This window comes from Donghicola mangrovi, from assembly GCF_013377535.1.
GTDB classification, from domain to species: Bacteria; Pseudomonadota; Alphaproteobacteria; order Rhodobacterales; family Rhodobacteraceae; genus Donghicola; species Donghicola mangrovi.
Genome location: NZ_JABCJE010000018.1, coordinates 15,930 through 41,421 on the forward strand (window position 1 = coordinate 15,930; position 25,492 = coordinate 41,421).

Genomic DNA, 25,492 nt, shown 5'->3' on the forward strand with positions numbered 1-25,492 from the left:
GAACTTACCTAAAGGGAGGAACCATGGACCTTGGATCCATGTTGAAAGCGGCTGCGCTCACGGGCGTGGTCACACTCGGTGCGTCCCCTGTGCTGGCACAGGAGGGGGGAATGCCCTTCATGGCAAAGATGGCGCGCAGCTTTGGCCCGACCGGGCTGATCGCAGAATTCGGCCAGAACGAAAGCTACGGATCGTTCCAGACGCGGCAGGCCTGGGCGCGGTCGGAAATTGCGGCCGCGGCTGCCGATAACGTCTGGACGGGATATGCAGACAGTGCACGCAAGCTGAACATGCCCGTCACCCTCAGCTTTTCGTTGCCCGGCAACACGATGGGGGTCCGTTTCAAGGGAACCTATTCGAACACGCAGGCCGATGAGAACATGACCTACGCGAATTCGAGCGGTCCTTCCGGGCTGGTCGAACTCATGGCAATGCCGTCGTCGGACCTGATGCTGGGGTTCGGCGTGATGACAGGCAAGACCGACGTGGATATCCAGCACAATGACGGCAGCATCACGGCATCGAACTGGGGGGTGCAGTTCGACCTGCTGAAGACCCTCAGCGAACACTGGGGGCTCGCCGGCCGCGCGATCTATCGCCACAATGAAAGCGATACCGTCATTCCGCTGGGCTTTGCCGATCTGGAAACAGAGCAGGGGTCGGATGTGTTCTACACGGAATGGACCATGGTCGGCAATTACGAGCAGGACTCGCTGTCTTGGGTGCCTGAAGGCTGGCTGTTCCGGCCGCGTGTCCGTGCGGTTTACGCCAAGACCCGGTTTGAAAGCGTCACCAACAGCCTTGGCCGGACGAACGAGGGGACCGTCGGCGAAAGCGATGAATACGCAACAGTGCAGGCCAAGGTCCGCCTTTTGCAGCCGGTCTTCCGCCCTGGCCAGACGGGATTCTACGTCGAAGGGGGCTATGAGCGTGAAGTCATCAATGACCTGGATCTGGTGGTCGATGATCCGAACATCCTGCATGCCAAGGCCGGTGTCTCGAGCATGATGAAAAACGGCCTGTTCATTGATGCCGGGCTGGGGATCGAGCATGGCACCAAAGGCAAGAAGGACCTCAAGGTACTGACCGTGGCCTTGTCCAAGACGTTCTGATCTTTCTTGGACCAGAAAAAACCCGCTCCGAGCCATCGGGGCGGGTGTTTTTTTGTCCTCTGGTCAGAACCGGATGCTGATCAGGCCTCGGGCCTGAGGATGGCTATGAAGTCGCACTGGATCAGCATGCCGCTGCCCAGTTCAGAGGTTTGCAGGGCGTGGCGCGTCGGGCGGCTCTGCGGGTCGGGAAACAACGCTTCCCAGTAGGGATTGATCAGGGCACGTGTCTCATGCGAGCGGTCATGCATCCAGAGGGTCATCTTGATGATGTCATCCGGGGTGCCGCCCGCCGCGATGATCGTATCGTGGACATGACGAAACATCAGTTCGCACTGACGGGGAAACCCGTCCGCCGTCCGGCCCAGATCCGGGTCATAGCCATGAATCCCGCCGGAATAGACCATCTGGCCGATGCGGCTGGCCACGGGCACCGGGTTCTTGTGGCGCATTCCGTCGATGTAGATGCTTTGCCGGATGTCGTCTGACTTGCGCATCGGGATCACCTTTGCACACTCAGGCAGGGACAGTCGCGTCACAAGACGAGGGCGCCTCCGCACCGGCATCGGCAATCACGCGGTTCTCGATCTGGCCCAGCCCGGTGATTTCCATCCGCATCACGTCACCGGATTTGAGGAACTTGCCCTGTGCAGCCCCGATCCCCGACGGCGTGCCGGTCGCAATGATGTCGCCTGGCATCAGGGTCATCACGCGGGTCAGGTGCACGATCTGATCATAGATGTCATAGATCATGTCCCCGGTCATCGACCGCTGGCGTTCTTCGCCGTTGACCGTGCCGACCATTTCCAGCGCCAACGGATCGGCCACCTCGTCTGCCGTGGTCAGCCAGGGGCCGGTCGGGCCGGAGGTATCAAAGGATTTGCCGATGGTGAAGGAGGGTTTCTGCCAGTCCCGAACGGACACGTCATTGACGATCATGTAGCCGGCAATGACCGAGGGAGCCTCTTCGCGGGTCACGTTCCGGCAGGCGCGGCCGATGACCATGCCCAGCTCGATTTCGTAGTCCATCTGGTTGCTGAACGAGGGTTTGACCACGTCGCCGGTCGGGCCGTTGACACAGGACACCTGCTTGGTGAACCAGAACTGGCTGTCCGGAACGGGAATGCCCGCCTGGCGTGCCTCTTCGGCGTGTTTGCGGTAATTCATGCCGATGGCCAGGAATTTCTGCGGATCGTTGACCGGCGCTTGCAGCACGACCTCGGCCAGTGCGTAGGACGGCGCTGTCGCCGCTTCGAGCGCGGGGCGCAGCGTTTCCAGGTCGCGGATCAGGGCGCGCATCGACGTGCCCACGCCCGGCAAACCGGACAGATCGACGACACGATCCCCTTCAACTTTGCCGATGCGTGTGTTTCCACCTTGTGTAAACCGAGCCAGTTTCATGATTTTCCTCCCGATTGTTCTTTGGATTCAGTAATGTGTGCAGGTCAAGCGTGGCTGCGTTCCGGGGTGAGCTGCGATAGCAGCACCCGCCACACGCCCTGTTCCTGCCGAAAGATCGTGGTCTGGAACCCTTTGAGCGCCAGCGGTTCGCCGGTTTCGCGCGATCGCACCGTGTTGACCGTGGGACCCGTGACGATGGCCAGCTCACCGATGAGAGCCACGTCGACGGCATCACGCACGATCGAGATGAACCCGCCCATCTTGCCCACGTGATCGATCAGGGCCTGTTTCGTGTCGACGCGCGCTGTCGAATGCACGTGGACCAGGTTTTCCGACAGGATGGCGTCCAACGCCGCCGGGTCTGCGGAGACCAGAGCGGCCTTGCGGGTTTCTTCGGCCCTGCGGATCGCGGCAAGCCCGTCAGATGAGACCGTCATAGGAGCCTCCATCCAGCTGGATGTTCTGCCCCGACAGAAAGCCGGACTGCGCGGCACAGAGGAACGCACAGGCGTCGCCGAATTCCTCGGGGCGGCCCAGTCGCTTGGCGGCGATGGTTTCGGCGGTGCGTTTGCGCGCCGCGTCATAATCGATGCCCTCGGCTTTCATCCGGCGCTGGATCATGAACTCCTGACGCGGCGTGTCGATGCGCTCGGGCAGCAGGTTGTTGATCGTCACGTTGTCGGCCACCACCTCGCGGCTGATGGCCTTGCACATGGCCGTCAGCGCCGCACGGGCCGAGGTCGACAGGCCCATCATGTAGTGCGGAGATTTCACCATCGCCGAAGTGATGTTGACGATCCTCCCGAACCTGCGCGCGCGCATCCCGGGAACATAGGCCCGGATCAGCAGCGCGGCGGGGATGAAGTTTGCCCCCATGGCTGACAGCAGCGCGGCTTCGTCCCAGTCTTCCAAGGCTCCCGGAGGCGGGCCCGCATTGTTCGTCACCAGGACATCCGTTTCGGGAAATGCCTTGAGGATGGCGGCGCGGCCAGCTTCGGTGGTCAGGTCGGCGGCCACATAGTCCACGCCGGCGTCCGGCAGTTCGGAGCGCAGTCTTGCAGCCACGGTCTCGAGTTTCCCGGCGTCGCGGCCATTCAGGACCACGCTGGCCCCTTCACGCGCAAGGGCCGTGGCACAGGCAAGCCCCAGTCCCTGTGACGACCCGCAGACAAGGGCCGTTTTCCCCGTCAATCCCAGATCCATCTGCTCTCTCCCTCAGTCTTTCAAAGATTCGTTGAACACGGCCAGCATGGCGGCGCGGGACCTGCGGTCGGCGCGGGCGTCATAGGCGGCGAAAGGCGGGCGGCCGGGGCCATCGGGTTCGGTGAAGGCGTGTTTCACGTCACCATAAACATGGGTGTCCCAGCGGATGCCTGCCGCAGACAGGCCCGCCTGCACCCGGGCGAGATCGCCGGGTTTGGCCATCGGGTCGGCGCTGCCGGTGGCAATGAAGACATCCGGAGAGGCGGTCGCGCCCGACCAGTCATCCGCCACCATGTCGAGCCCGCCATGCAGGCTGACGACGGCATTCAGGGGCGCGCCCATCCGCAGGAATTCCAGGGCCGAGGCTCCGCCAAAACAATAGCCGACCATGCCCATCCTGCCCGCAACCACCCCGTCCTGCGCGCTCAGCGCCGTGCAGGCCGCCTGCATCCGTGCCTGCCAGATCGCGCGGTTGGACAGCATCTGTCCCAGCATCGGTCCGATCTCGTCAGGGTGTCCCGGCTGCTTGCGCCCGCCCCAGAGATCTGCGGCCAGCACGGCGAACCCGGCCTCGGCCAGCTGGTTGGCGCAGCCCATGATGAAATCGTTCAGCCCATGCGCGCCATGCAGCATGACGATGCCGGGCAGGGGGGCGGGGCTGTCGGGGCGGCAGAAATAGCCGATCATCCCGGCCTCGCCATCGGAATAGGGAATGTCTCTGGAGACGAGCGTGCTCATGTCCGGGGGGTCCTTCACAGGGCTTGGATTTCCTCCGATTTCCCCTGTGTCGATGGTTTTGGACAAGGCGAGAGCGCGGGTTTGTTCACATGGCGAAAACTTGGGTTTTTCGTCGCAGACGGTTTCTTGGTCCTGGTGACACGCCAAAAATCCGCCCCCCGCAAGAAGGGGACGGATCAGGGGACTGACCGCGAAATGCGCAGATCAGCAGGCGATCTGCTTGCGTCCGTTCTGGATGAGGCTGTCGCCGATTTCCCGCACGGCGGCCTTCAGTTGCGGCACGACCCGGTCGATGCGTTCGGCAGGCAGTCGGTGCACGGAGGCGATGATGCTGACCGCAGCGACGGGCGATCCGACAATGTCGAGAACGGGCGCAGACAGTACCCGGCGCTCCCGGTTCACCAGGCTGCCTGACAGGAGGTAGCCGCGCTCCCTTGCCAGGCCGAGATCTTCGGCGACCTTATCACGGCTCAGTTTGAACTTGCTGTAGGCCCCTTCGTTCTCGTCGAGGATGGCGTCGACCTTTGCCTTGGACAGAAACCCCATCATCGCACGCCCGGCGACGGAAACCCCCAAAGGGCGCCGCGCGCCCAGGCTGAGCCGTGTCGCCTGGATCGGATAGCTGCCGATGCGGCGGTCGACATAAACGCTGTCGTTGCGGGAGCGCACGGCCAGAAAGATGCTATCGCCGACCGTCTCGCACAGCCGGTCGAGCGCAGGGCCGGCAATGGAAGCAATGGGAAACCGCTGCGCGGCGGGCAACCCCAGCCAGATGGCTTCGGACCCGATGGTGTAGCGACGCGATCCGCGGACACGGTCGACGACGCCCTCTTCCTCCAAGGCCTTGAGAATGCGGTGGGCGGTCGGGTGTGACAGATCCAACGCGTTGGCAATGTCCGTCAGCTTGACGCCTTCGGGCGGGCTGCCCGCCAACAGGCGCAGGACCCCCAAGGATCTGTGAATGCATTGTGTGCCGCTTTTGCGCGCGGATGATGCCAGTGCCCCGGCATCGCCGTCTTCTCCTTGGTGGTCCATGGTTTCCTCCCGACCCATGTTTAACTCCGGACGTCGGCTTTGGCCTCTTCCTCCGAAAGGCCCGGCACATGGGCCGCCAGCAGAATGTCCGTCGTGAACTGAAGATGTTTCGCCAGGGCGTCACAGGCGCCTTGGGTGTCCCGGCCCAGGGCCAGATTCAGGATCTGCCCGTGCTCGGCGTTGATGTCGCGCTTGACCTGCACATGCGGAAAGATCATGCGGCGATAGCGTTCTGCCTGCATGTACATTTGGTCGCGCAGATGCATCCACCAGGGGCTGTCGCAGCAGGCAATCAGGCCATCGTGAAAGTCGGCATGAAGCGCCGACCATTTGCGATGCTGGTGCGGATCGTCCCTGCCCGATGCTGTATTCGACAGTTTATGCCAGATCGCCAGCATCTGTCCTTCCCATTCCAGCGTGCCGCGTTCGATGGAATTGGCCAGACACCGGGTTTCAATGTCGATCCGCACCTGGGTCAGGTCGATCAGATCCGCCCGCGACACAGGTGTCACGACGAAGCCCCGTTGCGGTTGTGCAATGACCAGTCGATCCGATGTGAGCCGCGCCAGCGCCTCGCGCACCGCGCCCGCACTGGCCCCGAACCGTTGGGCAATCTGATCAATGCCCAGCTTTTTGCCTGCGGGGTGCTTGCTGTCGAGAAGCTCTTCTTTCAGCGCTTCGTAGATGGCTGCAGTTCGGCTGACGGCCATGGAGACCTCGTAGTTTCTCACGATCTGGATAAAAATGGTAATTCCATATAAAAATATTTACAAGAAAAAATATATTTTTTAGCCTAGAGAAGATTTTTCAGAGCGGTGGGAGGACACCGTTCACGGCCGCGCGCCACCCCCTTGGAGGAGACAGACCAATGAGCAGCAAGGATTTTCATGCATTCCTGAAACCGCAGGACCATCCCCGCATCCTGATGGGGCGGGGGCATTCGGTTGAGTCCTACGGGGCGCAAATGCTGGCCACGGAAAAGGCCGTGGGCCTGAAGGCCGAATGGGCCAGACTGCAGTCCGAACAGTTCAAGGGCATCACGGCGGATGGCACTGTGCAGGAGGGGCTGTTCTCGCTGGTCGATGAAGGGTTCGACCCGCTCCCCGCAGTCCAGGCTGCCGAGAGCCTGCTGTCGCTTCTGACGCCGGAACAGCGCGCAGCCATAGCCTATCCGGTCGACTCAAACGCATGGCGTGGTTGGTACAATCCCGAAATTCCCTTCAATGATGAGGGGGTCCGGCTGGAGCATTTCAGCGATGAGGCGCGGGAGGCTTTCCTGACGCTGCTTGCCTCCTGCACCAGCGCGCGCGGGTACGAAAAGGTTTTGCAGCTTCTGGATGCCAATCGCTATCTGGGCGAGATCTACGACCTTCTGAACATCATGAACGAATGGAGCTACCATTTCCTGATGTTCGGAACGCCTTCGGGGACAGAGCCCTGGGGGTGGAACATCTACGGCCACCATGCCTGCTTCAACGTCTTTATTTTGGGGCGCCAGATGGTGATTTCACCTACGTTCGGCGGTGTGGAACCCAACGTGATCGACCGTGGGGACGGGGCGGCCTATGCCCTGTTCACGGATGAAGAAGCGCTCGGGCTCCGGCTGATGCAGTCGCTGTCGGCCGATCAGCAGGCTCGGGCAACGATCTATGCCGACATGGAAGATCCGAGCATGCCGCCGGACCGTTTCAACTTTGCTGACCAGCGGCATTACGGTGGGGCCTTTCAGGACAACCGCGTCGTACCGCTGGAGGGCGTCAATGTCTCCGAGTTCTCGACCGAGCAGCAAGCCTTGCTGCTGCGGACCATCGAAAGCTTTCTGGAGCATCTGCCCGACGGTCCCCGTGCCGCCCGGATGGCGCTGATCGAAGCGCACCTGGAGCAGACCTGGTGGAACTGGATCGGTGGGCACGGGGATGATGACCCGTTCTACTACCGGATCCAGAGCCCGGTCCTGCTGATCGAATTCGACCACCACTCGGGAATGTGGCTGACGAACGCGCACCCCGAGAAGTTCCATATCCACACGATCACCCGCATTCCCAACGGCAATGATTACGGTCGGGCGCTGATGGCCCTGCACCAACAGGCCGAAAGCCAGTCTGCGGCCTGACGCCTATACCGGGCACATAAAAAAGCGCGGGCCGGTGGTCCGCGCTTTGTCTTGCAAGGGGAGCGATGATCAGGACAGGGATTTGTCGCTGGTCGCGGCAGACCCTTTGACCCAGTAGCCAGAGGCCTTGGTCCAGACCTTGGGGTGTCCACGTTCCTCGAAGTGATCGCGCAGCGCGCGGGCGACCCCGGCTTCGGCGGCGATCCAGATGAAGCCCTTACCCTCGGGCAAGGTGATCCCCTGCGCCGCGGCGAGCAGGGAGGCGGGATCGGCGGCCTGTGTGACCGGGCGATGCACCCAATGGTGCGTGCCTGCAGCCTTGGTGTCGAAGGTCTGCTCATCGGCCGCGTCGGGCACTGCAACCAGCGTGATGACCTGAACGCCTTGGCCCAGCTCCTCGGCCTTGCGTCCGATGGCGGGCAGGGCGGTCTCATCACCGATCAGCAGGTACCAGTCGAATACCGGCGCGATCACGCTGGATCCCCGCGGTCCGCCGATGTTCAGCGTATCGCCAACCTTGGCCTGGGTCGCCCAGGCGGTTGCCGGACCGGCCTCGTGCACGGCAAAGTCCAGCGTCAGCTTGCAGGCGTCCGTGTCATAGGCGCGGGGCGTATAGTCCCGCATCTGGGGCTTTTCTCCGTCGCCGGGGAAAAACAGCTTGATATGGTCATCAGCGCCCAGGCTGGTGAAATCGGACAGCTCCGGGCTGTGCAGAACCGCCCGGATCATGTGAGGCGTCAGATAGTCGACCGACTGCACCGTCAGCGCGCGGCGACGGGTTTCGAACTTGTGGCGGGTGATCACCGGAGCGCTGTCGAATGGGGCGGGTGACGAGCTCTGGGCAGGGGACGAGGCCGGGATGTCTCCCAGAATCTGGTCGGCCACCATGGCAATATCCCTTGCGATGCTGTCGATTCCGGAGGCATCCAGGGTACTGGTGCTCAGCCGCGTCTTCAGGGCGCTCTTGAGCTTGTCCATCGCGGCGATGATTTGCGAGGGGGCGTTCTCGCGCCCGCTCGGCGGTGTCCGGATCATCAGGTCCTGGGCTGCCCTCTGATTGGCCGTCAGAAAGGCCTGACCTTCGGCCGTGATGCTGGACCGCTTGCGTCCCGAACCATCTGGTTCGACGGTGATATAGCCCATGTCTTCCAGCGGGATTGCCAACTTGTTTGCGGAGCGGTGCTTGGTTAGGCGTTGGGTATGAATACACCATCCTCCATGCCGCGCCTGAAAGGCTACCGTTTCCCTCGTGAAATCGTTGCATATGCCGTCTGGGTCTATCATCGCTTCGCGCTCAGCACGGCGGATGTCGAGGATCTTCTCGCCGATCGGGGTGTGATGGTCAGCCGGGAAACGATCCGAAAATGGGTGAACCGCTTTGGCCGTCACTTTGCCGATTGCATCAGGCGCGACAGACCGGCCGCGGGCGACAAATGGCACTTGGATGAGGTCGTCATCCCAAACAACGGCAGAAAATACTGGCTTTGGCGGGCGGTCGACGCGAACGGCGACGTCCTTGATATTCTCGTTCAGCCACAGCGCAACGCCAATGCTGCAAGACGTTTTCTGGCAAGGCTGATCGACCGGTTCGGTGAACCCCGTGTCATCATCACGGACAAGTTGCGCAGTTATTTCAGGCCGATCCGAGACCTCGCACCGGGCGCAGATCATCGCGCGCACAAGGGCTTGAACAACCGGATCGAAGGATCACACAGGCCAACACGGAAACGCGAGAAGTTGATGGGGCGGTTTAAATCTCCCCGGCAGGCACAAAGATTTCTGGCTGCCCATGATCAGATCAACATCGTTTTTCGCCCACGACGCTATCAACTCTCCGCCGTCTCATACCGCCACGCAAGGTCCGATGCTTTCGACCTCTGGAGAGGCTATGCTGCCGAAATGACCGCCTGACAGGCAGATGTCTCGCCTCTCTCAAACAGGTGAAAACAAGTTGGCAATCCCTGAACCGATGATAGGCCCAGACGGCGTAGCCGATCACGGAGCGCGGAAATCGGAAGCCCTTGATACGGGACAGGTCGGATAAATTCAGCATAGCCCTTCGCTATCCGGCGATCGGGCGGTCTGCAACCTGACAAAGCCGTCAATTCAGTCAAAGGGTGCCATGATCGGCACCCTTCTTTCGTTCAGCGTTTCGCCATGTATTTTGCAGGATCCATGGTCGTGATCCGAACACTAGCGTGGTCGGCTGCAGCCTCACTGAGCATGGTTTGTAGCGTCGTGGCGACGTCTTGAAGGACCTCTGGTCCGCGGGACTCTTTGCCAAGAACTCGCAGATCACCATTTACTTTTGTCTGATCAGTGAGTCCGAACACTGGTGTAAGGGTTAGAGAGGCGAATTCCTGTCCGACATCAAGCTTATTGCAGAGCATCTCGCGGATCTTGGGCAATGCGGACGTCATATCGTCTTTGCGGTTTTGCCATACGGTCTCATCCACGGTGATAGAAAGTAGCGGCATATCAGTCCCTTATTCAGCAACCATGACGAAATCGAACGGCGACCGCCATTCCGTGTCACCTTTGATGTGCTCGAACGGAGCGACCAACGTTTCCTTCACCCCGAACACAGTGTCATCGGTAATATAGGGATCATCGCCCACAAAGGTGTGGGTCACGATGGTTTTGAAACCGGGCGCGGTGACCATGAAATGCATATGCGCGGGACGGTAAGGGTGACGCCCCAGCGATCCCAGCATCTTGCCCACAGGCCCATCGTCGGGGATCGGGTAAGATACCGGCTTGATCCCGACAAACTCGTAGGCGCCATCGGACTTGGTCATGAAGCGGCCACGGTTGTTCCACTTGGGCTGAACGTCGGGCTGTTGCACGTCATAGAAACCGTCCGAATTATCGGACCAAACATCAACACAAGCGCCCTCGATCGGTTCGCCATGCACGTCAATGACACGTCCCACAAAGCGGCAGCTTTCTCCTTTGCCATCCAGCGAGATACACTCCCCCATCTGGCGGATCGGCGCGTCGGCCACGTGGAATGGGCCGAAGACCGTATTCTCGGTGGCGCCAGCGGGGCGGCGGTTATTGATCGCGTCGACCAACATTGAAAACCCCAACACGTCCGACAGCAGGATAAATTCCTGACGCTCGCCACTGCAAATCTGGCCGGTCTTGGTCAGGAAATCGATCCCGAATTCCCACTCTTCCTGCGTCAGTTCGGTCTCTTTGGCGAAGGCGTGCAGGTGCTTGATCAGCGCGGCCATGACGGTGGCCAGACGCGGGTTGATCTCGGGGCCCATGCGGGCGTTGACGGCCTGAACCGAGCCCTCTTCGGAGAAGTATTTGGTCATTGGATATCCTTTCAATTCAGACGGATAGAATGGAGTCAGGGGCGACGGGGTGCGGGATGGCGTAGAGACAAGAGTTCAATTCCTGTGCGGCCGCTGAACACGCCCCACAGCCCCTTTCGGGCGAACAGCATGACGCTGATACCGATAAGCCCCAGAACGATCAGGTAGACGGTGCCGTAATCAGCCAGCGCCCGCTGCAGCACGTAGAATACGATCACCCCAATGATGGGACCGGGCAGCGTGCCGATGCCGCCAATCACGGTGATAAAGATCACAAAGGCGGTCCAATCCACCACCGAGAAGGCCGCATCCGGCGTCACCCGCGTGATCTGGATGAACAGCAGCGCGCCACAAATGCCAGTACCAAAAGCGCAAAGGACAAAGACCAGCGCCTTCAGGCGGGTGGGGTCTACGCCCACGGACTTTGCAGCCTCGGCATTGTCGCGAATTGCTTGTAGGCCAAGACCCATGCGCGAGCGCAGGAACATGTAGCCCGCCAGCAGGGTTGCTGCCGCCAGCGCCAGTGCCAGCCAGTATGTCAGCGCATCTGCCGCCGCGCTGGATGAGCCACCGATCAGGTCTTTGACCACATCGACGCCGAACATCTCTTTGGTGGTGCCTTTTGGTAGGGATGTGCCGGTGCCACCGCCAAGGGCCTTCCACTGGGCCACCAGCAGGCGCACGGTCTCGGACGCGACCCACGTGCCGATGGCGAAATAGGCACCGTTCAGGCGAAAGGCAAAGAAGGCCACGGGGATCGACAGGGCCACAGCCACAACGCCGCCCACCACGATCCCGATCAGCGGGTCCAGCCCCCAGAGGATCACGGCGGCGAACATGCCGTAGGCGCCGATGCCCACAAAGGCCTGCTGGCCGACGGACACAAGGCCCGCAAAGCCAGCCAGCATGTTCCAGTTCAGTGCCAGTACCAGCATGGTCAGCACCATGAACAGGTCTTGCACCATCGCACGGCTGCCGATCACCGGCACAAGCGCCAGCCCGATCAGTGCGATCAGAGCCACGATCTTGGTGGCCGAGGATTTCATCGAAGGTGTCATCAGTGTTCCTCAGTCATTAGCGCGGGGGAAAAGGCCGCGCGGACGCACCAGCAGCACAAGGATAAAGGCGATATGGCCGGACAGGATCTGCCATTCGGGGTTCACCGCCGCGCCCAAGGCCTGCGCCACCCCGATCACGATGCCGCCCGCAAGCGTGCCCCAAAGGGACCCGAGGCCGCCGATAATCACTGCCTCGAACGCGTAGATCAGGCGGGCGGGGCCAATGGTGGGGTCAAAGTTGGCCCGCATCCCCAAATAAAGCGCGGCAATGGTGGCCACGACCATGGCGATACCAGTGGCGATCGCAAAGACGTTGCGCGGGCGGATGCCCATCAGCCCTGCGGTCACCGCATCATCCGAGGTGGCGCGAAAGGCGCGGCCCAGTCGGGTGCGATAGAACAACTGGTTCAGGGCGAAGATCACCAGAACAGCAGAGATCAGCGTCAGCAGCGGCATCACTCCCACGGTCACGGGACCTAGGGGCAAGGATGCGGCCTCGATCGGTCCGGCGGATAGCTTCTGACTGTCGGCAGAGAACCCTTCCAGCAGACCGTTTTGGATCACGACCGACAGGCCAAAGGTCACCAGCAGCGGCGGCAAGATATCGTCACCAAGGACGCGGTTCAGCACATAGGTTTGCAGCAACCACCCTGCTCCGAACATCACCGGCATTGCCAGCAACGCGCCGACAAAGGGGTTCAGCCCCAAGGCCGAGACAACCGTCAGGATCAGGAACGCCGCCAGCACGATCAGATCGCCGTGGGCCAGATTGACCAGCCGCATGATCCCGAAGACCAACGACAGACCGGCCGCAAACAGGGCATAGAGCCCCCCCAGCAGGATGCCTTGTACAATAGTATCCAGCCAGATCATGCGCTTACTCCGAAATAGGCGTCGTGGATGGCGTCTCGGGACAATTCGTGCGGTGCGCCCGACAGGGTCACGCGGCCTTCCATCATGCAGCAGACGTGGTCGGCGATTTTCAGGGCCTGCCCGATGTCCTGTTCCACCACGATAACAGACGCCCCGCTTTCTCGAATTTTTGGGAAAGAGGCATAGATATCGCGGATCACAACCGGAGCGAGGCCCAGTGAAATCTCATCACACAGCAGCACATCGGGGTTCGACATCAGCGCGCGGCCAATGGCCACCATCTGCTGTTGCCCCCCCGAAAGGGCTGTGCCGGGGTTGTAGCGACGCTCGGCCAATATGGGGAACAGATCGTAAATGCCGTCCAGCGTCCAATATTTGCTGCCGGTCCGCACATGAGCGCCGATCAACAGGTTTTCCTCGACCGAGAGGGATGGGAACAGTTTGCGTCCCTCGGGGACCATCGAGATTCCGGCCTCTAGCACCTCTGGCGCAGACAGATGCCCGATGGGCTGGCCGTTCAGGCGGATCGCATCCCGCGGACTGGGAAGGATGCCGGTAATCGCTCGCATCAGGGTGGATTTACCGGCCCCGTTCGCGCCAATGATCGCCAGCGCCTGCCCCTTTTGTAGGGCCAGATCAACGCCGAACAACGCCTGGAAATCACCATAGTAGGCGGTCAGGTTTTCAACAGATAAGACGGGTCCGGTCATACTTCGATCCCCAGATAGATTTCTTTGACCTGCGGCGAGTCCATCACCTCGGCCGGATCACCGATCATCAGCATTTTGCCAAAATTCAGCACCATCAGCCGCTCCACCACCGAGGTGAGCGCGTGCAGCACATGCTCGATCCAGATGATCGAAGTGCCGCTGGCGTGGATGGATTTGATCGTCTGGATCAGTGACACGCATTCGCCTTCGGTCAGCCCGCCCGCGATTTCGTCGAGTAGAATGACCTTGGGCGAGGTCGCCATGGCGCGGGCCAGCTCCAAACGTTTCCGCTGTAGCAGCGACAAACTGCCCGAGGTGGCATCGGCCACGCCCGCAAGGCCGGTTTGCTCCAGAATATCCATGCAGAATTCATCCGCCGCATGGCCGTGATGTCCACCGCCGAAATTTGCCGCAACTAGAAGGTTCTCGAAAACCGACAGATGGGTAAAGGGCTGCGGGATCTGGAAGGACCGGCCCACTCCGGCCTGAACGCGGCTCATGGCGGGTTTGCGCGTCATGTCCACGCCATCCAGATAAACCGCGCCTTCGTCGGGGGCGATGTTACCGGTGATCAGGTTGAACAGGGTCGATTTACCGGCGCCGTTCGGCCCGATGATGCCAAGCGCCTCGCCCTTGGCGACCTCAAAGGACACGCTGTCGGTAACTTTGAGCATACCAAAGGACTTCGACACGTTGTCGAGTTTCAAAAGGGACATCTGTTGCCTCTTAATCAAGGTGTGCCAGCGGGATGGAGGGCCCGCTGGCACGTGGGCCTCAGGACAGGGTTTGGAGTTCGCCTGTCAGAGGGATTTCAGGCGCAAGACCGTTTTCGACGATCACCAGATCGAACTTACCGTCGTCCTGGATGCGCCATTGGCCGCCCACCAGCGGTGTTTTCGAGATGTTTTTCTGGGCAACGGGCGGAACGTTGTCGCGGTTCCATTCGATCCTACCCACCGCGGTATCAAGGCTGGTGGCTCCGATCAGTTCGGCCATTTCATCACCGTCAGTGGGGTCTTCGGCGCGCTTAATTGCATGCAGCGCTACCTCGAACAGGGCATGGACAAAGCCCAAGGGCATGGTCCACTGGCGTTTCGCATAATCCTCAAACTCGCCTGCCAAATCGGCACAGCTTTGGCCCGTCAGACTGGAGTTGAAGGGATGGTTCGGGGACCACCAGACTTCGCAGGTCATGTTGTGACCGAGTTCGCCCAACGCAGCGACGCTTTCAGGGAAGAGCAGCGCCTTAGCGACCGACACCATCTTGGGGTTGAACCCCTGCTGCTTGGCCTGCGTCCAGAAGGTGGTGAAATCCGGCGGGATAGGGATGCCGACCATGATATCGGCCTCCGCCTGTTTAAAGGCGTTGATCTGCGCGCTGAAATCGTCGGTCAGGTTCTGATAGCGGCCCGGATCGGTCAGCTTGTAGCCCGCTGCGGCCAGCGCAGAGGGCATTCCCACTTCAGACGCCCACGCGTTGCCATCCCCGTCATTGGGCCACAGGGCCCCGACGGACTTGTTGCTGTCAAACTTGTCCCACATGTTCATGAAGACCTGAACGTTGTCCTCAAGCCCCCAGAAGAAGTGATGCACGTAGTCGAACGCCTGCCACGAGGCCGGATCGGCGGGGTTGCCCTGCTGGCCGATGAACCACGGCTGCCACGGCGCGACAGAAGAGATCACGGGGATTTCTTCAGCCTCGGCGATGGTGCAGACGGGGTTGGTCGTTTCGGGGGTCGAGGCCACGCAAATCATGTGCACCTCATCACGCACGATCAATTCGCGCGCCACTTCGGCGGCACGGTTGGGGTTCGACTGGCTGTCCTTGGCGATCACCTCTACCGAGATACCCTCGGCAGCCGCGGCCTTGATGAAGCTTTCGATCACATAGGCGTCGGCCTGCGCAAAGGCCGATAGTGGACCAGATTGCGGGCTGACATAGCCGATCTTGATCGTTGTGCCTTTTGCGAATGCGGGCAGTGCGATGGCGCTTGCGGTCACCGCCGCGCCGGTTTTCAGGAATGAACGTCGTGAAAGCATCTTTCTCCTCCCTAAGATGACTTTTCGTTATGTTGGGTGGCCTATTCTGGCGCAGCCCCCTCCCATGCGCGGCCCAGAAGGGCGCGGATGGCATCCCGCTCTACAGGTCGCGGGTTCCAGTAGGGATTTTTGACGGCTAGATCGGCTGCCTTATCCAAGTCTGTCTCCTTCAGACCCAGATCCTTCAGCGCCATCGGCGCACCAAGGCCCTTGGCGAACTCCCACAGACCCTTTCCAATATCGCCACCGAATAGATCGGCCAAAGGCTGCATCGCTTCGGCCGCCGCGCTTGCGTTGAATGCTGCAGTGTGGGGCAACATGATCGAGTGTGTTTCGGCATGGGGCAGATCGAACGAGCCCCCCAGCGTGTGGCAAAGTTTGTGATGCAGCGCCATGCCGACCGATCCCAAAACGGTTCCGCACAGCCAGGCACCATAGAGCGCCTCTGACCTAGCGGCGGCGTCTTTCGGGTCGGCTACGATCTGCGGCAAGGCATCGCGCAGTGCACGCACCCCATCCACGGCCATCATGGTTGCAACAGGGTTCCGATCCTGCGCATAGACGCCCTCGACCGCGTGAGCCATGGCGTTCAAGCCAGAAGTCACCGACATTCCTACGGGCAATCCCAGCGTCAGCTCGGGATCATAGATCACTGTTTCCGGCAGGATCGAGGCGGCCCGCACGGTGGTTTTCACTCCGTTTTCGGTCTGCCCTAGGATAGGCGTCACCTCTGATCCCGCATATGTCGTGGCGATCACCAGCTGCGGGCAGTCGTTGCGATAAGCGATCGCCTTGCCCAAACCGATGGTCGATCCACCACCCAAGGCGATGACGCCATCCGCTCCCAAATCATTATAGATCGTCATTGCAGTTTCAGTGACATGAACAGGCGTGTGCATGGCTGCATCAGGAAATACGCCGACTGCTTTCTCTCCGAGTTCGGCAGCCAACGCCTCGGCGTCCTGCTTCTGAAATTGGGTAGAAAGGACCAGCGCACGGCTGACTCCTAGTGCCTCAAGTTCTTCGGCGATGGTTGCTCGTTTGCCCACGCCGAAAACAATGCGCGCTGGGTTGAATGTACAAATAAAATTCGATGCGTCGGCCATATGCCCTCCCGCTTGCCTGCGCGGACACACGCGTCAGGCTCTCTCCTCGAAATCGACGTTATCTCCCGAATATCGGGGCATGGATCGCAAGCGGCGCGAATAACATAACATTAGGTTATCTTGCGCCGCTTGCAGGCTACGCGCTGGATAGGGGACAGCGCGGAGTCCGGGTCTTATTCCGCTGCGACAGGAGCAGTGATGTGCAAACGATCCATGATCGCGGCAAACTTGGTTCGGAGTGCCTCTGGTGAGTTTGCGGTCAGCGCCACGTAAAAGTCAGGGCGGATCAGGACGTATTTCGCATCGATCTCTGACAGCCAAGCGGCGAATGTGCCCTCGGTATCAACCACATCTCCGGTCGTGCCAGCAGGGCTGATACGGACGGTGATCCCCTCGAGCGAAGTCAATTGAGCGCGTTGATCGTCTGCCAGAGCTTCAGTGGGATCAGTGTCGTATCCTAGTAGGACCCAGCCTTGACCTACGATCTGGTCAAACCGGTCAGTGTGCCCATTTGCCTCGACCACGCCCTGAACCGAAAGCTCTCCGGCATGGGGGCTGGCATCATCCCAAATTCCATGGCCTAAACGACAAATGTCTGTTGGCACAGGCGCGTTGTCGCGTTCAGCGAGGGCGCCAATCATAGCGGCGTCCCGCTCGGCCGCGGCATCTTCGTCCGAGATGCAGATGATCTGACCCAATTCCTGACTGAAGTTGATGTAGTGCTTCGCGTGTTCAATTCGCTCAGAGGTGTATGTGTCCAGAACATCCATCTCCAGCTTGCCCTCGAGGATACCGTTCAGGCGCCAGGCCATCGCGACGGCATCACGGACACCCGCGCACATGCCTTCACCAGCAAAAGGGGGCATGAGGTGGGCTGCGTCGCCGCCGATAAGGCAGCGGCCTTTGTTCCATGTTTTCGCCCAACGGGCCTGAAAACGGTAGACGGCGGCACGCTCAAGCTCTGCATTGTCAGGGGTGATGCCCCACGGCTCTAGCAATTTCCAAGCGTTTTCGGGTTTCTGCATCTCTGCAGCGTCTTCGGTTGGAAGGACCATAAACTCCCACCGACGCCGATCAGGACCACCCGAGACAGGGCCCGGTCCACCCGGTACGATGGTTGTGGGGCGCTTGGGGTCGCATAGTTGCCACTGCGCGGGTTGGTCGGGACGCGAAGCGACATAGTCGAAGTTGGGGATCATATCGAGAATCAGCCAGTCAAAGAAGTAACCCTTATCCTCGTTTTCGATCCCCAAAGTTTCGCGCACAAAGCTATTGGCGCCATCAGTTCCAGCTACGAATTTGGCACGCAGAGTCTTTCGATCACCATCGGGGCCAAATTCTTCGGGGTTCTGCTTGATGGAGAGTGTGACACCTTCTGCGTCCTGCTCCATAGCGTTCCCCTCGTAACCTCGGAGAATAGTTACCGTCGGTAGCTCGGCTGCGATCTCAAGGAAGCGACGTTCAAGATAAGGCTGGTTAAACCAGTAACGGACGCGCCAGCCAGATGCAGACTGGCTCTGCCAATCCACGATCTGCAGGTTTTTCCCGTCGCGGTTGCGCCAGTAGTACAGCTCGTCGTGGTAATTAATGGCTTCGTCTTCCTCAGCGTTGATGCCAAGGGTCGCGAGAATGCGCGCGATCTCGTGGTCGAAGGTCACAGCACGAGGCAGCGGATAGTGCTTGGACCACCGTTCGATCAGGGTCACTTTCTTGCCCCGCTGGCCTAACAAAATGGCAAGCAATGTGCCTACGGGCCCTGCGCCAACGATGGCGACGTCGGTGTCGAAACCGACCGAATGGGTCGATGCAGTCATAGTATTTTCCTCCCTAGCGTCAGCCCCCGCGATAATTGCGGCCAGCTTCTCCTCCTCCGGAAATCCGGTGCTGATCTAAGGCTGAGCTAAAAATGAACGTTCGTCAACTTTGAAAATCCGTCATTAATTTTGCGCTTGCAAAGACACCTATCCCTCTGATCCGTTGAAGTTTTTCCGATGCGCACAATCTCCGGCGCGCAAAAGCGCTGCGCAGCGCCCTGAATTGAATCACCTTCGGAAAGTGAATAAGACTCAGCTTCGAATCCGTTCAGAGAGCATCCATGACAGAGCCCAAACCCGAAGGCCGCGTCGCCCGCAGGCAGCGCCGGAACCGAGCAGCCCTGATCCGCGCAGCCCGTGACGTGATGGCGGACAAGGGCGTCGACGCTGCGACAATGTTAGAGATCGCGGAGCGCGCAGATGTGGGCGCAGGCACGGTCTACAACTATTTCGGGTCCAAGGATGAACTGGCGGTTGCCGTGCTGGAAACACTGATGCACGAGTTGGCAGTTCGCATTGAAAAGGTCACCGATACATTCGAAGATCCCGCGCATGTCTACGCGTTCGGAATCCGGAAGGTGCTGGATACTGCCACCACTGACCCCCGCTGGGAGCAGATGTTGCACCGATCCGAGGTGATTGCTGACGCGATCTTCCGCACCATGGGGCCGTTCGCGATCCGCGATCTGCGTATGGCGTCAACGGCGAACAGATTTCGGGTTTCAAATCCCGAACTGGTCTGGCGCATGACGACCCACACGATCATCGGCGCCAGTCTGGCTATCACCGAGGGTGAGGTTCCGCGGGCCGCTAAAAATCAGATTATCGCGCGTCTTTTGTGTATGACGGGATTGGACCTGGATGCAGCGTCTGAGTTGGCGGCGCGTCCCTTGCCTGACCTTCCCCCCTATATTGAGGGTGAGTGATCAGGGGCGCCCTTGGGCGATGCGTGTTTCCCTAGCCATGCGACATTCGAGATTTTCGCACTGCTCTTCAAGGAAAGAGATGAAAGTCTTCAGCATCGGCGTCAGATCCTCGCCCTTGCGCGTCAGTATGCCGAGTTTTCGGTCCGGATGAGAGACTTTAATTGGTAAGGACACAATCTGCCCTGCGCTTTTCATAAGGTACACCACAGAATAGGGCAGCACAGTCAGGCAGTCGGTTCGGACAAGAAATGACTGGATCGACGCCAAAGTCCCGCCCGAGAACGTGAACTTGAAATTTTCGGACCCTATCGAGGTAATAGCTCCCTTTAGATCACGAAATAAAGGACTGTTGGCAGGAGGCGCGACCCAAGAATATGCGTCAATTTCTTTTAGCGTGATCGGCCCTTTTCGGGCCAGCGGATGGCCTGAGCGACAAGCGATGACGTTCCGTCCGGGAATCAGGGGACGGAAATCGCAATCCATCGGGGTCTGGTCATCGCGCAAGGGTAGGATCGCCATATCTAGCGTCTTATTCCTTAAATTTCCAAGCAAGCTGTCTAGATAACCGTAGCTCTGGTCGAATTGAACACCGTCAGCCCGCTCCTGAAAATCGGCCAGCATGTGGGAAATTACCCCGTCCATGAAGATTGGCGTGCCCCCGATGCGGATATGTCCCGCGTACCCCTTGCTGAAGTGGTACGCCAACCTCTGTGCTTCTTTGTTCAGATTGTGAATACGCAACCCAATCTCAGCCAAAGCCCGTCCAAAATGTGTCGGCTGCAGGGGACGGCGGCCAAGTTCGAACAAAGGCATGCCTAACCTTTTTTCCAAATTGGAAATGGTGCGAGATACCGACGGCTGCGATTTACCCAAGGCCTCTGCGCCTTCGGTTAATCCTCCCCGTTCGACGATCATCGCCAGTATCTCAAGGTGTTCGCTATCCAACTTCATAACAAAAAGCGATGTTAGGGAATGTTCTTTGGAAAACCACCTTTTTCTTCAGCACTAAACTCGAATGTATTGGGCTATGGATGCGTGTTTCACCGGTTGGGAGGCCGGATCGCAGCAATATCCCAAGGGTTTTATATCCGAAAGGTATTCTAGGGAGGACTTCATGGCAGATATTTCAACCGATGTACTAATCATCGGAACCGGACCGGCTGGCTCGGCCACGGCAGCGCTGTTGTCCAGCTATGGCATCGAGAACATGGTGGTGAATCGTTATCGTTGGCTCGCCAACACACCGCGCGCCCATATCACCAACCAGCGCACGATGGAGGTGCTGCGCGATCTGGGGACTGAAGTCGAGACAGAAGCCTATATGCATGCAACTCATCAGGATTTGATGGGCGAGAACGTCTTCTGCGAAAGCTTGGCCGGCGAAGAAATCGGGCGCATGAAGGCGTGGGGAAATCACCCTTTGTCCAAGGCTGAGCACGAAATGTCCTCGCCCTGTCGAATGAACGACTTGCCGCAAACCTATATGGAACCGCTACTGTTCAAAACCGCCTGTTCGCGTGGCACGCAGGCGCGGATGTCCACGGAATATCTGCGTCATGAACAGGATGCAGAGGGTGTGACGACCATCTGCCTTGATCGCCTGACCGGCAAGGAATTGAGTATCCGCTCAAAATATCTTGTCGGCGCCGACGGTGGTAAGTCGCTGGTTGCGGAACACGCGGGCCTACCGTTCGAGGGGCAAATGGCCGTGGGCGGATCCATGAATATCCTCTTCCGCGCGGATTTGTCGAAATACGTCGCGCATCGTCCATCAGTTCTTTACTGGGTAATGCAACCCGGCGCGGATGTAGGCGGGATTGGTATGGGGCTGGTACGCATGGTCCGCCCGTGGAACGAATGGCTGATCGTCTGGGGCTACGACATCAACGGGCCAGAGCCGGAAGTCACCGAAGAGTTCGCCACTGGCGTCGCCCGCCAGCTGATCGGTGATCCGGAGCTAGAGATCGAGTTAGTTAGCGCCAACACTTGGACCGTTAACAATTACTACGCCACTCGAATTTTTGAACGACGTGTCTTCTGCATGGGGGATGCGATCCACCGTCATCCTCCTTCGAACGGTCTCGGTTCGAATACATCCATTCAGGATGCATTCAATTTGGCATGGAAATTGGCAATGGTTTTAAAGGGCCAAGCAGGGGAAAGGCTGCTGGAAAGCTATGATAAAGAGCGAACTCCAATTGCTAAACAGATCGTCACCCGCGCAAACCAATCGATCACAGAAACCGGACCGATTTTTGAGGCCTTGGGCATGGGCGAAGGGGTCGATCCCGTTCAGATGCAGAAAAACCTCGAAGCCCGATGCGACGGTAGCTCTGCCGCAGAAACGCAGCGCGATGCGATCCGGCGCGCAATTGCGTTTAAGAAATACGAGTTCGACGCCCACGGCGTTGAGATGAACCAGCGTTATCGGTCTGACGCGATTGTGGCCGATGGCCAGATAGAACCGGCTATGGAGCTTGACGCCGATCTACACTATCAGCCAACAACTTGGCCGGGTGCTCGCGTGCCCCATGCGTGGGTCTTTGACACCAATGGAATGCGGGTGTCGTCTCTTGATCTATGTGGGAAGGGGCACTTTACGCTGATTACTGGATTGGGCGGTGAACCATGGGCCAGAGCGGCCGAAGTCGTTGGCGAGTCACTCGGAATAACGGTGCAAACTCATGTTATTGGTCCTCGACAGTCCTATCTGGACCACAGTGGCGATTGGGCGCGCGCAAGCGAAATTTCTGACAGTGGTTGCCTCGTCGTGCGACCCGATCAGCATGTCGCTTGGCGGTGCATGGCGCTGCCGACCAAGCCAGAGGAAGAACTTATTCGGATATTAAAGCAAATCCTTGATCGATGATTGTGAGATAGCTTCGGAAGCACATTTGTTGGCAAAGCCATCGCCTAATGCTTTTAATGCTTTCGCGCCGTAATCACGTAGCGATGCTCGGACCTCCTGAGCAGGGATTTGCGCCACCCCAGTGCGCGCGCTTGCGCTCGATGTACTCCGTGCAAATTATAGTCGACGCTGATCTCTCTGAACCCTGCGGTCGACAGCAGAGCCGTCACTGCGTCGGCCCGCGCGCCTTTGGAAAAGTAAACGCGGTTCAGGATTTCCTGATGGCGAGATGCGCGCTGGCTGGTTGCAGATTTCGGTGCCAAAAGCCGTGCAAACCAGTTGCGGTGGACAAAGTCGCCGTCGACCACCAGCAGCACGCCGTTTGGGGCCAGCAACCGATGCCATTCGGCAAACGCGGCTCCAGGGTCAACAAGCGTCCAGACCAGATGCCGCGTGACAATCACGTCAAAGCTGGCCGCTGGCAGCATCGTGCATTCGGCATCGGCTTGGATAAAGGTGACATCGGGCAATTTCGCCCGCGCGCGCTCCAGCATCGGCTCTGCCCAATCCAGACCCGTGAAATTGAAACCGAGATTCCGACACAGCCGCGCGATCTCGCCGGTGCCCGACGCCAGATCCAAGAGACGCCTTCCTCGCGCGGCCCCCAAATGCCGCGTGAACAAATTGCGCCACGCCAGCATCTCGACCCCGTCAGCGATGCAGCGGCTCGGTTCTTGATCGAACGTCGCGGCACGATCGGACCAATACCCTCTTCGTCTCGCAGCGTTCGGTTGCAAAGTGTCATCAGTTCAGGCCCTTGAAGCAGTCTCACCCAGCATCCGCGTAGAGGGAACCGTTCCTCACAGCAAAGTTTTTCAGCAGCCTGTTAATGATTGCCTTCGAGCGAATACGGAGCGCTTATCTCATTGCTACACCTATGGTTTTCCTGTATTAGCAGTCGCTCTGTGATAGGTTGCTAAGCATTCTTAGATGGTGGTTGCTCGCTCGGGTTGAGTGGCAAGCCATTGATGTTCCCTGTTTCCCCAAAGAATTTGATAATCAAGGAGGTCTGCTGTGGACCCATTTGTGATCGCCATGGTTGTATGGCTTTTGCTTCCTTTCCTACTGATGGTGCTTTGGCTGCGTGCCCGGAAGAAGGTGAAGATCGCGCAAGAAAAGGTGGATACTGTTGAGGCCGCGTTGAAAGGGAAGGTTTCGGAGAAAGAGGGCGAAATTAGAGGTGCTCGGGGCGAAGCATCTTCGCTTAAGTCGTCTATCGAAGCGTTCAACACTGAGGTGCCCCTAAATTTTTTGTAGACGCTTTGCGCCCTTAACTATGAGGCAAGGAGGCCGATATGGGGACAAGCAATTACAGCGACGAGTTCAAGCGGGATGCAGTGCATCAGATTGCGGTGCGGGGCTATCCGGTTCGGGAGGTTTCCCTGCGATTGGGGGTCAGTACGCATTCCCTTTACAAGTGGATGAAGCTCTTCGGGGATCCCGCTCCAAAGAAGCCCGGCGTCGAGCATGAAGCCGAGAACCGTCGCCTGAAGCGAGAGTTGGCGAGGGTGACCGAGGAGCGCGATATTCTACGAAAGGGCGAGTTGATTGTCCGCCATTGGTCCGAGGACCATGGACGAGCGCGTACTTCGCGCGCGAGTCCCAATGAAGTACGCCTTTATTCGGGCGCATCGCGAAGAGTTTGGCATCCGCGCCATGTGTCGGGTTCTGCGGGTACATTTCTCCGGATTCTACGCATGGCTCAAGAACCCGTTGAGCAGCCGTGCGCAGGAAGACATCCGTCAAACCGAGATGATCCTGCAAGCGTGGGCCGACAGCGGCAAGGTTTATGGCTATCGCAAGCTGACGGACGATCTCCGCGATCAGGGCGAGCGCATCTCAGAGAACCGGGTGGCGCGCCTGGCATCACTGGCCGGGATCGCTGCCCAGGTCGGCTACAAGCGGCGCCCCGGCCGATATGGCGGCAAGCCTGCAATCGTGGCTGAGAACAAGCTGGAACAGCAATTCCACACCTCGCAACCTGACCAGGTCTGGGTGACCGATATCACTTATATCAAAACCCATGAGGGCTGGCTGTATCTCTGCATTGTCATTGATCTGTTCTCACGCGTTCGCCATTGTGCTCAAACCAATGGCGCATCAATGGCTCACCGTCGGCTGGTCCGCCCAATCCCGTATGACGACGGACCTTGCGCTCCAAGCCCTGTTGATGGCCGTCTGGCGGCGCAAGCCAGCGGGGCGGGTAACAGTTCATTCCGATCAGGGCTCCCAGTTCACCAGCCGGGAATGGCAGTTGTTTCTTCGCCAGCACGATCTGGAAGCCAGTATGAGCAGGCGCGGCAACTGCCATGACAATGCTGTCGCGGAAAGCTTCTTCCAGCTTCTAAAGCGAGAACGGATCCGCCGCCGCACCTACTTAACCCGCGAAGCCGCACGGCAGGACGTGTTCGAGTACATCGAGATGTTTTACAACCCGAAACGCAAGCACACGAACAACGGAATGCTGTCACCCGTTGACTTCGAAATTAGACAGCAGAAACTGAACGAGGCAGGCGTCTAGGAAACTTGGGGCACCTCAATCAGAGCGAAACCGTTTGGCTTGTTCATCTCTGCGCCAATCTTGGCAAGTAGCTCTGTAGAGGCCATGCCAATAGAGCATGTCAGCGCGGGACTGAAGGCTTCCGCCAATGCGGCTTTGATCCGGTCGGCTAGCGCCTTTCCCAGCAGCGCCTCAGAGGTCGTCAGGGTGCAAACCACCTCGTCGATCGATCGCACATGAGCGACCGGCAGGATTTCTTCGATCACCACAAGGATGCGCTTGTGAAGCCGAACGTAGGCATCATGGCGTGCAATCACGAAGACCATATCCGGGAGGAGCTTGCGCGCCTCTCGGATCGAGGTTCCAAATTTGACCCCTCGTGCCTTTGCTTCTCGGCTAACGGCAATACAACTTGTGTGCGGGGAATCCAGCGGGACAACACCAACGGGTCGCCCTCGAAGATCAGCGTTGAAATGTTGCTCCGCAGAAGCAAAGAAACTGTCGAAGTCGAGATAGAGGCGCTCGACTTTAGGCAGATCGTTGGTGCCCGTGGGGTATTCCATCGTTTCTCCGGTCTCTTGGTGCCTTCCTGTCTGACATAAGCGCTAGGGGCAGGATTCATAACCAGTAGATGA

Annotated in this window: 26 protein-coding genes and 1 pseudogene; 7 read left to right on the top strand and 20 right to left on the bottom strand. The window is 59.2% G+C overall.

Features of this window, described 5'->3' with window-relative positions; genetic code table 11:
* The first annotated feature begins 23 nt into the window (after window positions 1–23).
* Window positions 24–1,112, top strand: coding sequence for an autotransporter outer membrane beta-barrel domain-containing protein (locus HJ536_RS19575; RefSeq protein ID WP_177159086.1), 1,089 nt, complete (start codon window positions 24–26; stop codon window positions 1,110–1,112).
* A gap of 80 nt (window positions 1,113–1,192) precedes the next feature.
* Here HJ536_RS19575 and HJ536_RS19580 read toward each other — a convergent pair whose 3' ends face one another.
* The 7 genes from HJ536_RS19580 to HJ536_RS19610 all read right to left on the bottom strand — a co-directional run bounded on the left by HJ536_RS19580 (window position 1,193) and on the right by HJ536_RS19610 (window position 6,196).
* Window positions 1,193–1,606: a RidA family protein gene (locus HJ536_RS19580; RefSeq protein ID WP_177159087.1), complete on the bottom strand. Its 414-nt coding sequence runs from the start codon at window positions 1,604–1,606 to the stop codon at window positions 1,193–1,195.
* A gap of 19 nt (window positions 1,607–1,625) precedes the next feature.
* Window positions 1,626–2,510 carry a fumarylacetoacetate hydrolase family protein gene (locus HJ536_RS19585; protein ID WP_177159088.1) on the bottom strand — a complete coding sequence of 295 codons (885 nt, stop codon included), beginning with the start codon at window positions 2,508–2,510 and terminating at the stop codon, window positions 1,626–1,628.
* Between the two features lie 44 nt (window positions 2,511–2,554).
* A complete protein-coding gene (locus HJ536_RS19590) occupies window positions 2,555–2,947 on the bottom strand; it encodes a nuclear transport factor 2 family protein (RefSeq protein WP_177159089.1) in 393 nt (130 codons plus the stop codon).
* Window positions 2,931–3,713, bottom strand: coding sequence for an SDR family oxidoreductase (locus HJ536_RS19595; protein WP_177159090.1), 783 nt, complete (start codon window positions 3,711–3,713; stop codon window positions 2,931–2,933). The genes HJ536_RS19590 and HJ536_RS19595 overlap by 17 nt, the downstream gene beginning before the upstream one ends.
* Window positions 3,714–3,725: 12 nt before the next feature.
* Complete coding sequence (locus tag HJ536_RS19600; RefSeq protein WP_177159091.1) at window positions 3,726–4,451, bottom strand: dienelactone hydrolase family protein; 726 nt, start codon at window positions 4,449–4,451, stop codon at window positions 3,726–3,728.
* Window positions 4,452–4,655: 204 nt separating this feature from the next.
* Complete coding sequence (locus tag HJ536_RS19605) at window positions 4,656–5,486, bottom strand: IclR family transcriptional regulator (protein ID WP_177159092.1); 831 nt, start codon at window positions 5,484–5,486, stop codon at window positions 4,656–4,658.
* Between the two features lie 20 nt (window positions 5,487–5,506).
* The gene (locus HJ536_RS19610) at window positions 5,507–6,196 is read right to left on the bottom strand and encodes a GntR family transcriptional regulator (protein ID WP_177159093.1); all 690 of its coding nucleotides are present in this window, start codon (window positions 6,194–6,196) and stop codon (window positions 5,507–5,509) included.
* A gap of 158 nt (window positions 6,197–6,354) precedes the next feature.
* On the opposite strand from HJ536_RS19610, the gene HJ536_RS19615 reads away from it, so the two are divergent.
* Window positions 6,355–7,599 (top strand): DUF3500 domain-containing protein, encoded by a 1,245-nt coding sequence (locus HJ536_RS19615; RefSeq protein WP_177159094.1) that lies wholly within the window; start codon window positions 6,355–6,357, stop codon window positions 7,597–7,599.
* Between the two features lie 69 nt (window positions 7,600–7,668).
* On the opposite strand, the gene HJ536_RS19620 is transcribed toward HJ536_RS19615, so the two are convergent.
* Window positions 7,669–8,742, bottom strand: coding sequence for a siderophore-interacting protein (locus HJ536_RS19620; protein ID WP_228028830.1), 1,074 nt, complete (start codon window positions 8,740–8,742; stop codon window positions 7,669–7,671).
* Window positions 8,743–8,799: 57 nt separating this feature from the next.
* Here HJ536_RS19620 and HJ536_RS19625 point away from each other — a divergent pair, with 57 nt between their 5' ends.
* A complete protein-coding gene (locus tag HJ536_RS19625) occupies window positions 8,800–9,510 on the top strand; it encodes an IS6 family transposase (RefSeq protein WP_177159095.1) in 711 nt (236 codons plus the stop codon).
* A 233-nt stretch (window positions 9,511–9,743) separates the two neighbouring features.
* Here HJ536_RS19625 and HJ536_RS19630 read toward each other — a convergent pair whose 3' ends face one another.
* From HJ536_RS19630 to mhpA, 9 genes are all read right to left on the bottom strand, one after another.
* Window positions 9,744–10,076, bottom strand: coding sequence for a hypothetical protein (locus HJ536_RS19630; protein WP_177159096.1), 333 nt, complete (start codon window positions 10,074–10,076; stop codon window positions 9,744–9,746).
* A 9-nt stretch (window positions 10,077–10,085) separates the two neighbouring features.
* Entirely contained in the window at window positions 10,086–10,922 is an 837-nt protein-coding gene (locus HJ536_RS19635) for a dioxygenase family protein (protein WP_177159097.1), read from the bottom strand.
* A 35-nt stretch (window positions 10,923–10,957) separates the two neighbouring features.
* Entirely contained in the window at window positions 10,958–11,980 is a 1,023-nt protein-coding gene (locus HJ536_RS19640) for a branched-chain amino acid ABC transporter permease (RefSeq protein ID WP_177159098.1), read from the bottom strand.
* A gap of 9 nt (window positions 11,981–11,989) precedes the next feature.
* Window positions 11,990–12,853, bottom strand: a complete 864-nt coding sequence (locus HJ536_RS19645; protein WP_177159099.1) for a branched-chain amino acid ABC transporter permease — start codon at window positions 12,851–12,853, stop codon at window positions 11,990–11,992.
* Window positions 12,850–13,563 (bottom strand): ABC transporter ATP-binding protein, encoded by a 714-nt coding sequence (locus tag HJ536_RS19650; RefSeq protein ID WP_177159100.1) that lies wholly within the window; start codon window positions 13,561–13,563, stop codon window positions 12,850–12,852. Before HJ536_RS19650 ends, HJ536_RS19645 begins: the two co-directional genes overlap by 4 nt.
* The gene (locus HJ536_RS19655) at window positions 13,560–14,279 is read right to left on the bottom strand and encodes an ABC transporter ATP-binding protein (RefSeq protein ID WP_177159101.1); all 720 of its coding nucleotides are present in this window, start codon (window positions 14,277–14,279) and stop codon (window positions 13,560–13,562) included. The genes HJ536_RS19650 and HJ536_RS19655 overlap by 4 nt, the downstream gene beginning before the upstream one ends.
* A gap of 58 nt (window positions 14,280–14,337) precedes the next feature.
* Entirely contained in the window at window positions 14,338–15,603 is a 1,266-nt protein-coding gene (locus HJ536_RS19660; RefSeq protein ID WP_177159102.1) for an ABC transporter substrate-binding protein, read from the bottom strand.
* Between the two features lie 41 nt (window positions 15,604–15,644).
* Complete coding sequence (locus tag HJ536_RS19665) at window positions 15,645–16,709, bottom strand: maleylacetate reductase (protein ID WP_177159103.1); 1,065 nt, start codon at window positions 16,707–16,709, stop codon at window positions 15,645–15,647.
* A 173-nt stretch (window positions 16,710–16,882) separates the two neighbouring features.
* Window positions 16,883–18,523, bottom strand: coding sequence for a bifunctional 3-(3-hydroxy-phenyl)propionate/3-hydroxycinnamic acid hydroxylase MhpA (mhpA, locus tag HJ536_RS19670; RefSeq protein WP_177159104.1), 1,641 nt, complete (start codon window positions 18,521–18,523; stop codon window positions 16,883–16,885).
* Window positions 18,524–18,804: 281 nt separating this feature from the next.
* Between mhpA and HJ536_RS19675 the strand changes: the two genes are divergently transcribed.
* The gene (locus HJ536_RS19675; protein WP_177159105.1) at window positions 18,805–19,449 is read left to right on the top strand and encodes a TetR/AcrR family transcriptional regulator; all 645 of its coding nucleotides are present in this window, start codon (window positions 18,805–18,807) and stop codon (window positions 19,447–19,449) included.
* Here HJ536_RS19675 and HJ536_RS19680 read toward each other — a convergent pair whose 3' ends face one another.
* Window positions 19,450–20,400, bottom strand: coding sequence for a LysR family transcriptional regulator (locus HJ536_RS19680; protein WP_177159106.1), 951 nt, complete (start codon window positions 20,398–20,400; stop codon window positions 19,450–19,452).
* Window positions 20,401–20,563: 163 nt separating this feature from the next.
* Between HJ536_RS19680 and HJ536_RS19685 the strand changes: the two genes are divergently transcribed.
* Window positions 20,564–22,318: an FAD-dependent oxidoreductase gene (locus HJ536_RS19685; RefSeq protein WP_177159107.1), complete on the top strand. Its 1,755-nt coding sequence runs from the start codon at window positions 20,564–20,566 to the stop codon at window positions 22,316–22,318.
* A gap of 53 nt (window positions 22,319–22,371) precedes the next feature.
* Here HJ536_RS19685 and HJ536_RS19690 read toward each other — a convergent pair whose 3' ends face one another.
* Window positions 22,372–22,998 carry a class I SAM-dependent methyltransferase gene (locus tag HJ536_RS19690; protein ID WP_177159108.1) on the bottom strand — a complete coding sequence of 209 codons (627 nt, stop codon included), beginning with the start codon at window positions 22,996–22,998 and terminating at the stop codon, window positions 22,372–22,374.
* Between the two features lie 373 nt (window positions 22,999–23,371).
* On the opposite strand from HJ536_RS19690, the gene HJ536_RS19695 reads away from it, so the two are divergent.
* The gene (locus HJ536_RS19695) at window positions 23,372–23,614 is read left to right on the top strand and encodes a hypothetical protein (RefSeq protein WP_177159109.1); all 243 of its coding nucleotides are present in this window, start codon (window positions 23,372–23,374) and stop codon (window positions 23,612–23,614) included.
* Window positions 23,615–23,652: 38 nt separating this feature from the next.
* Window positions 23,653–24,878, top strand: a pseudogene (locus HJ536_RS19700) (IS3 family transposase).
* Here the strand turns inward: HJ536_RS19700 and HJ536_RS19705 are convergent.
* Complete coding sequence (locus HJ536_RS19705) at window positions 24,875–25,420, bottom strand: Y-family DNA polymerase (RefSeq protein ID WP_228028831.1); 546 nt, start codon at window positions 25,418–25,420, stop codon at window positions 24,875–24,877. The pseudogene HJ536_RS19700 and the gene HJ536_RS19705 overlap by 4 nt on opposite strands.
* Window positions 25,421–25,492: the final 72 nt, after the last annotated feature.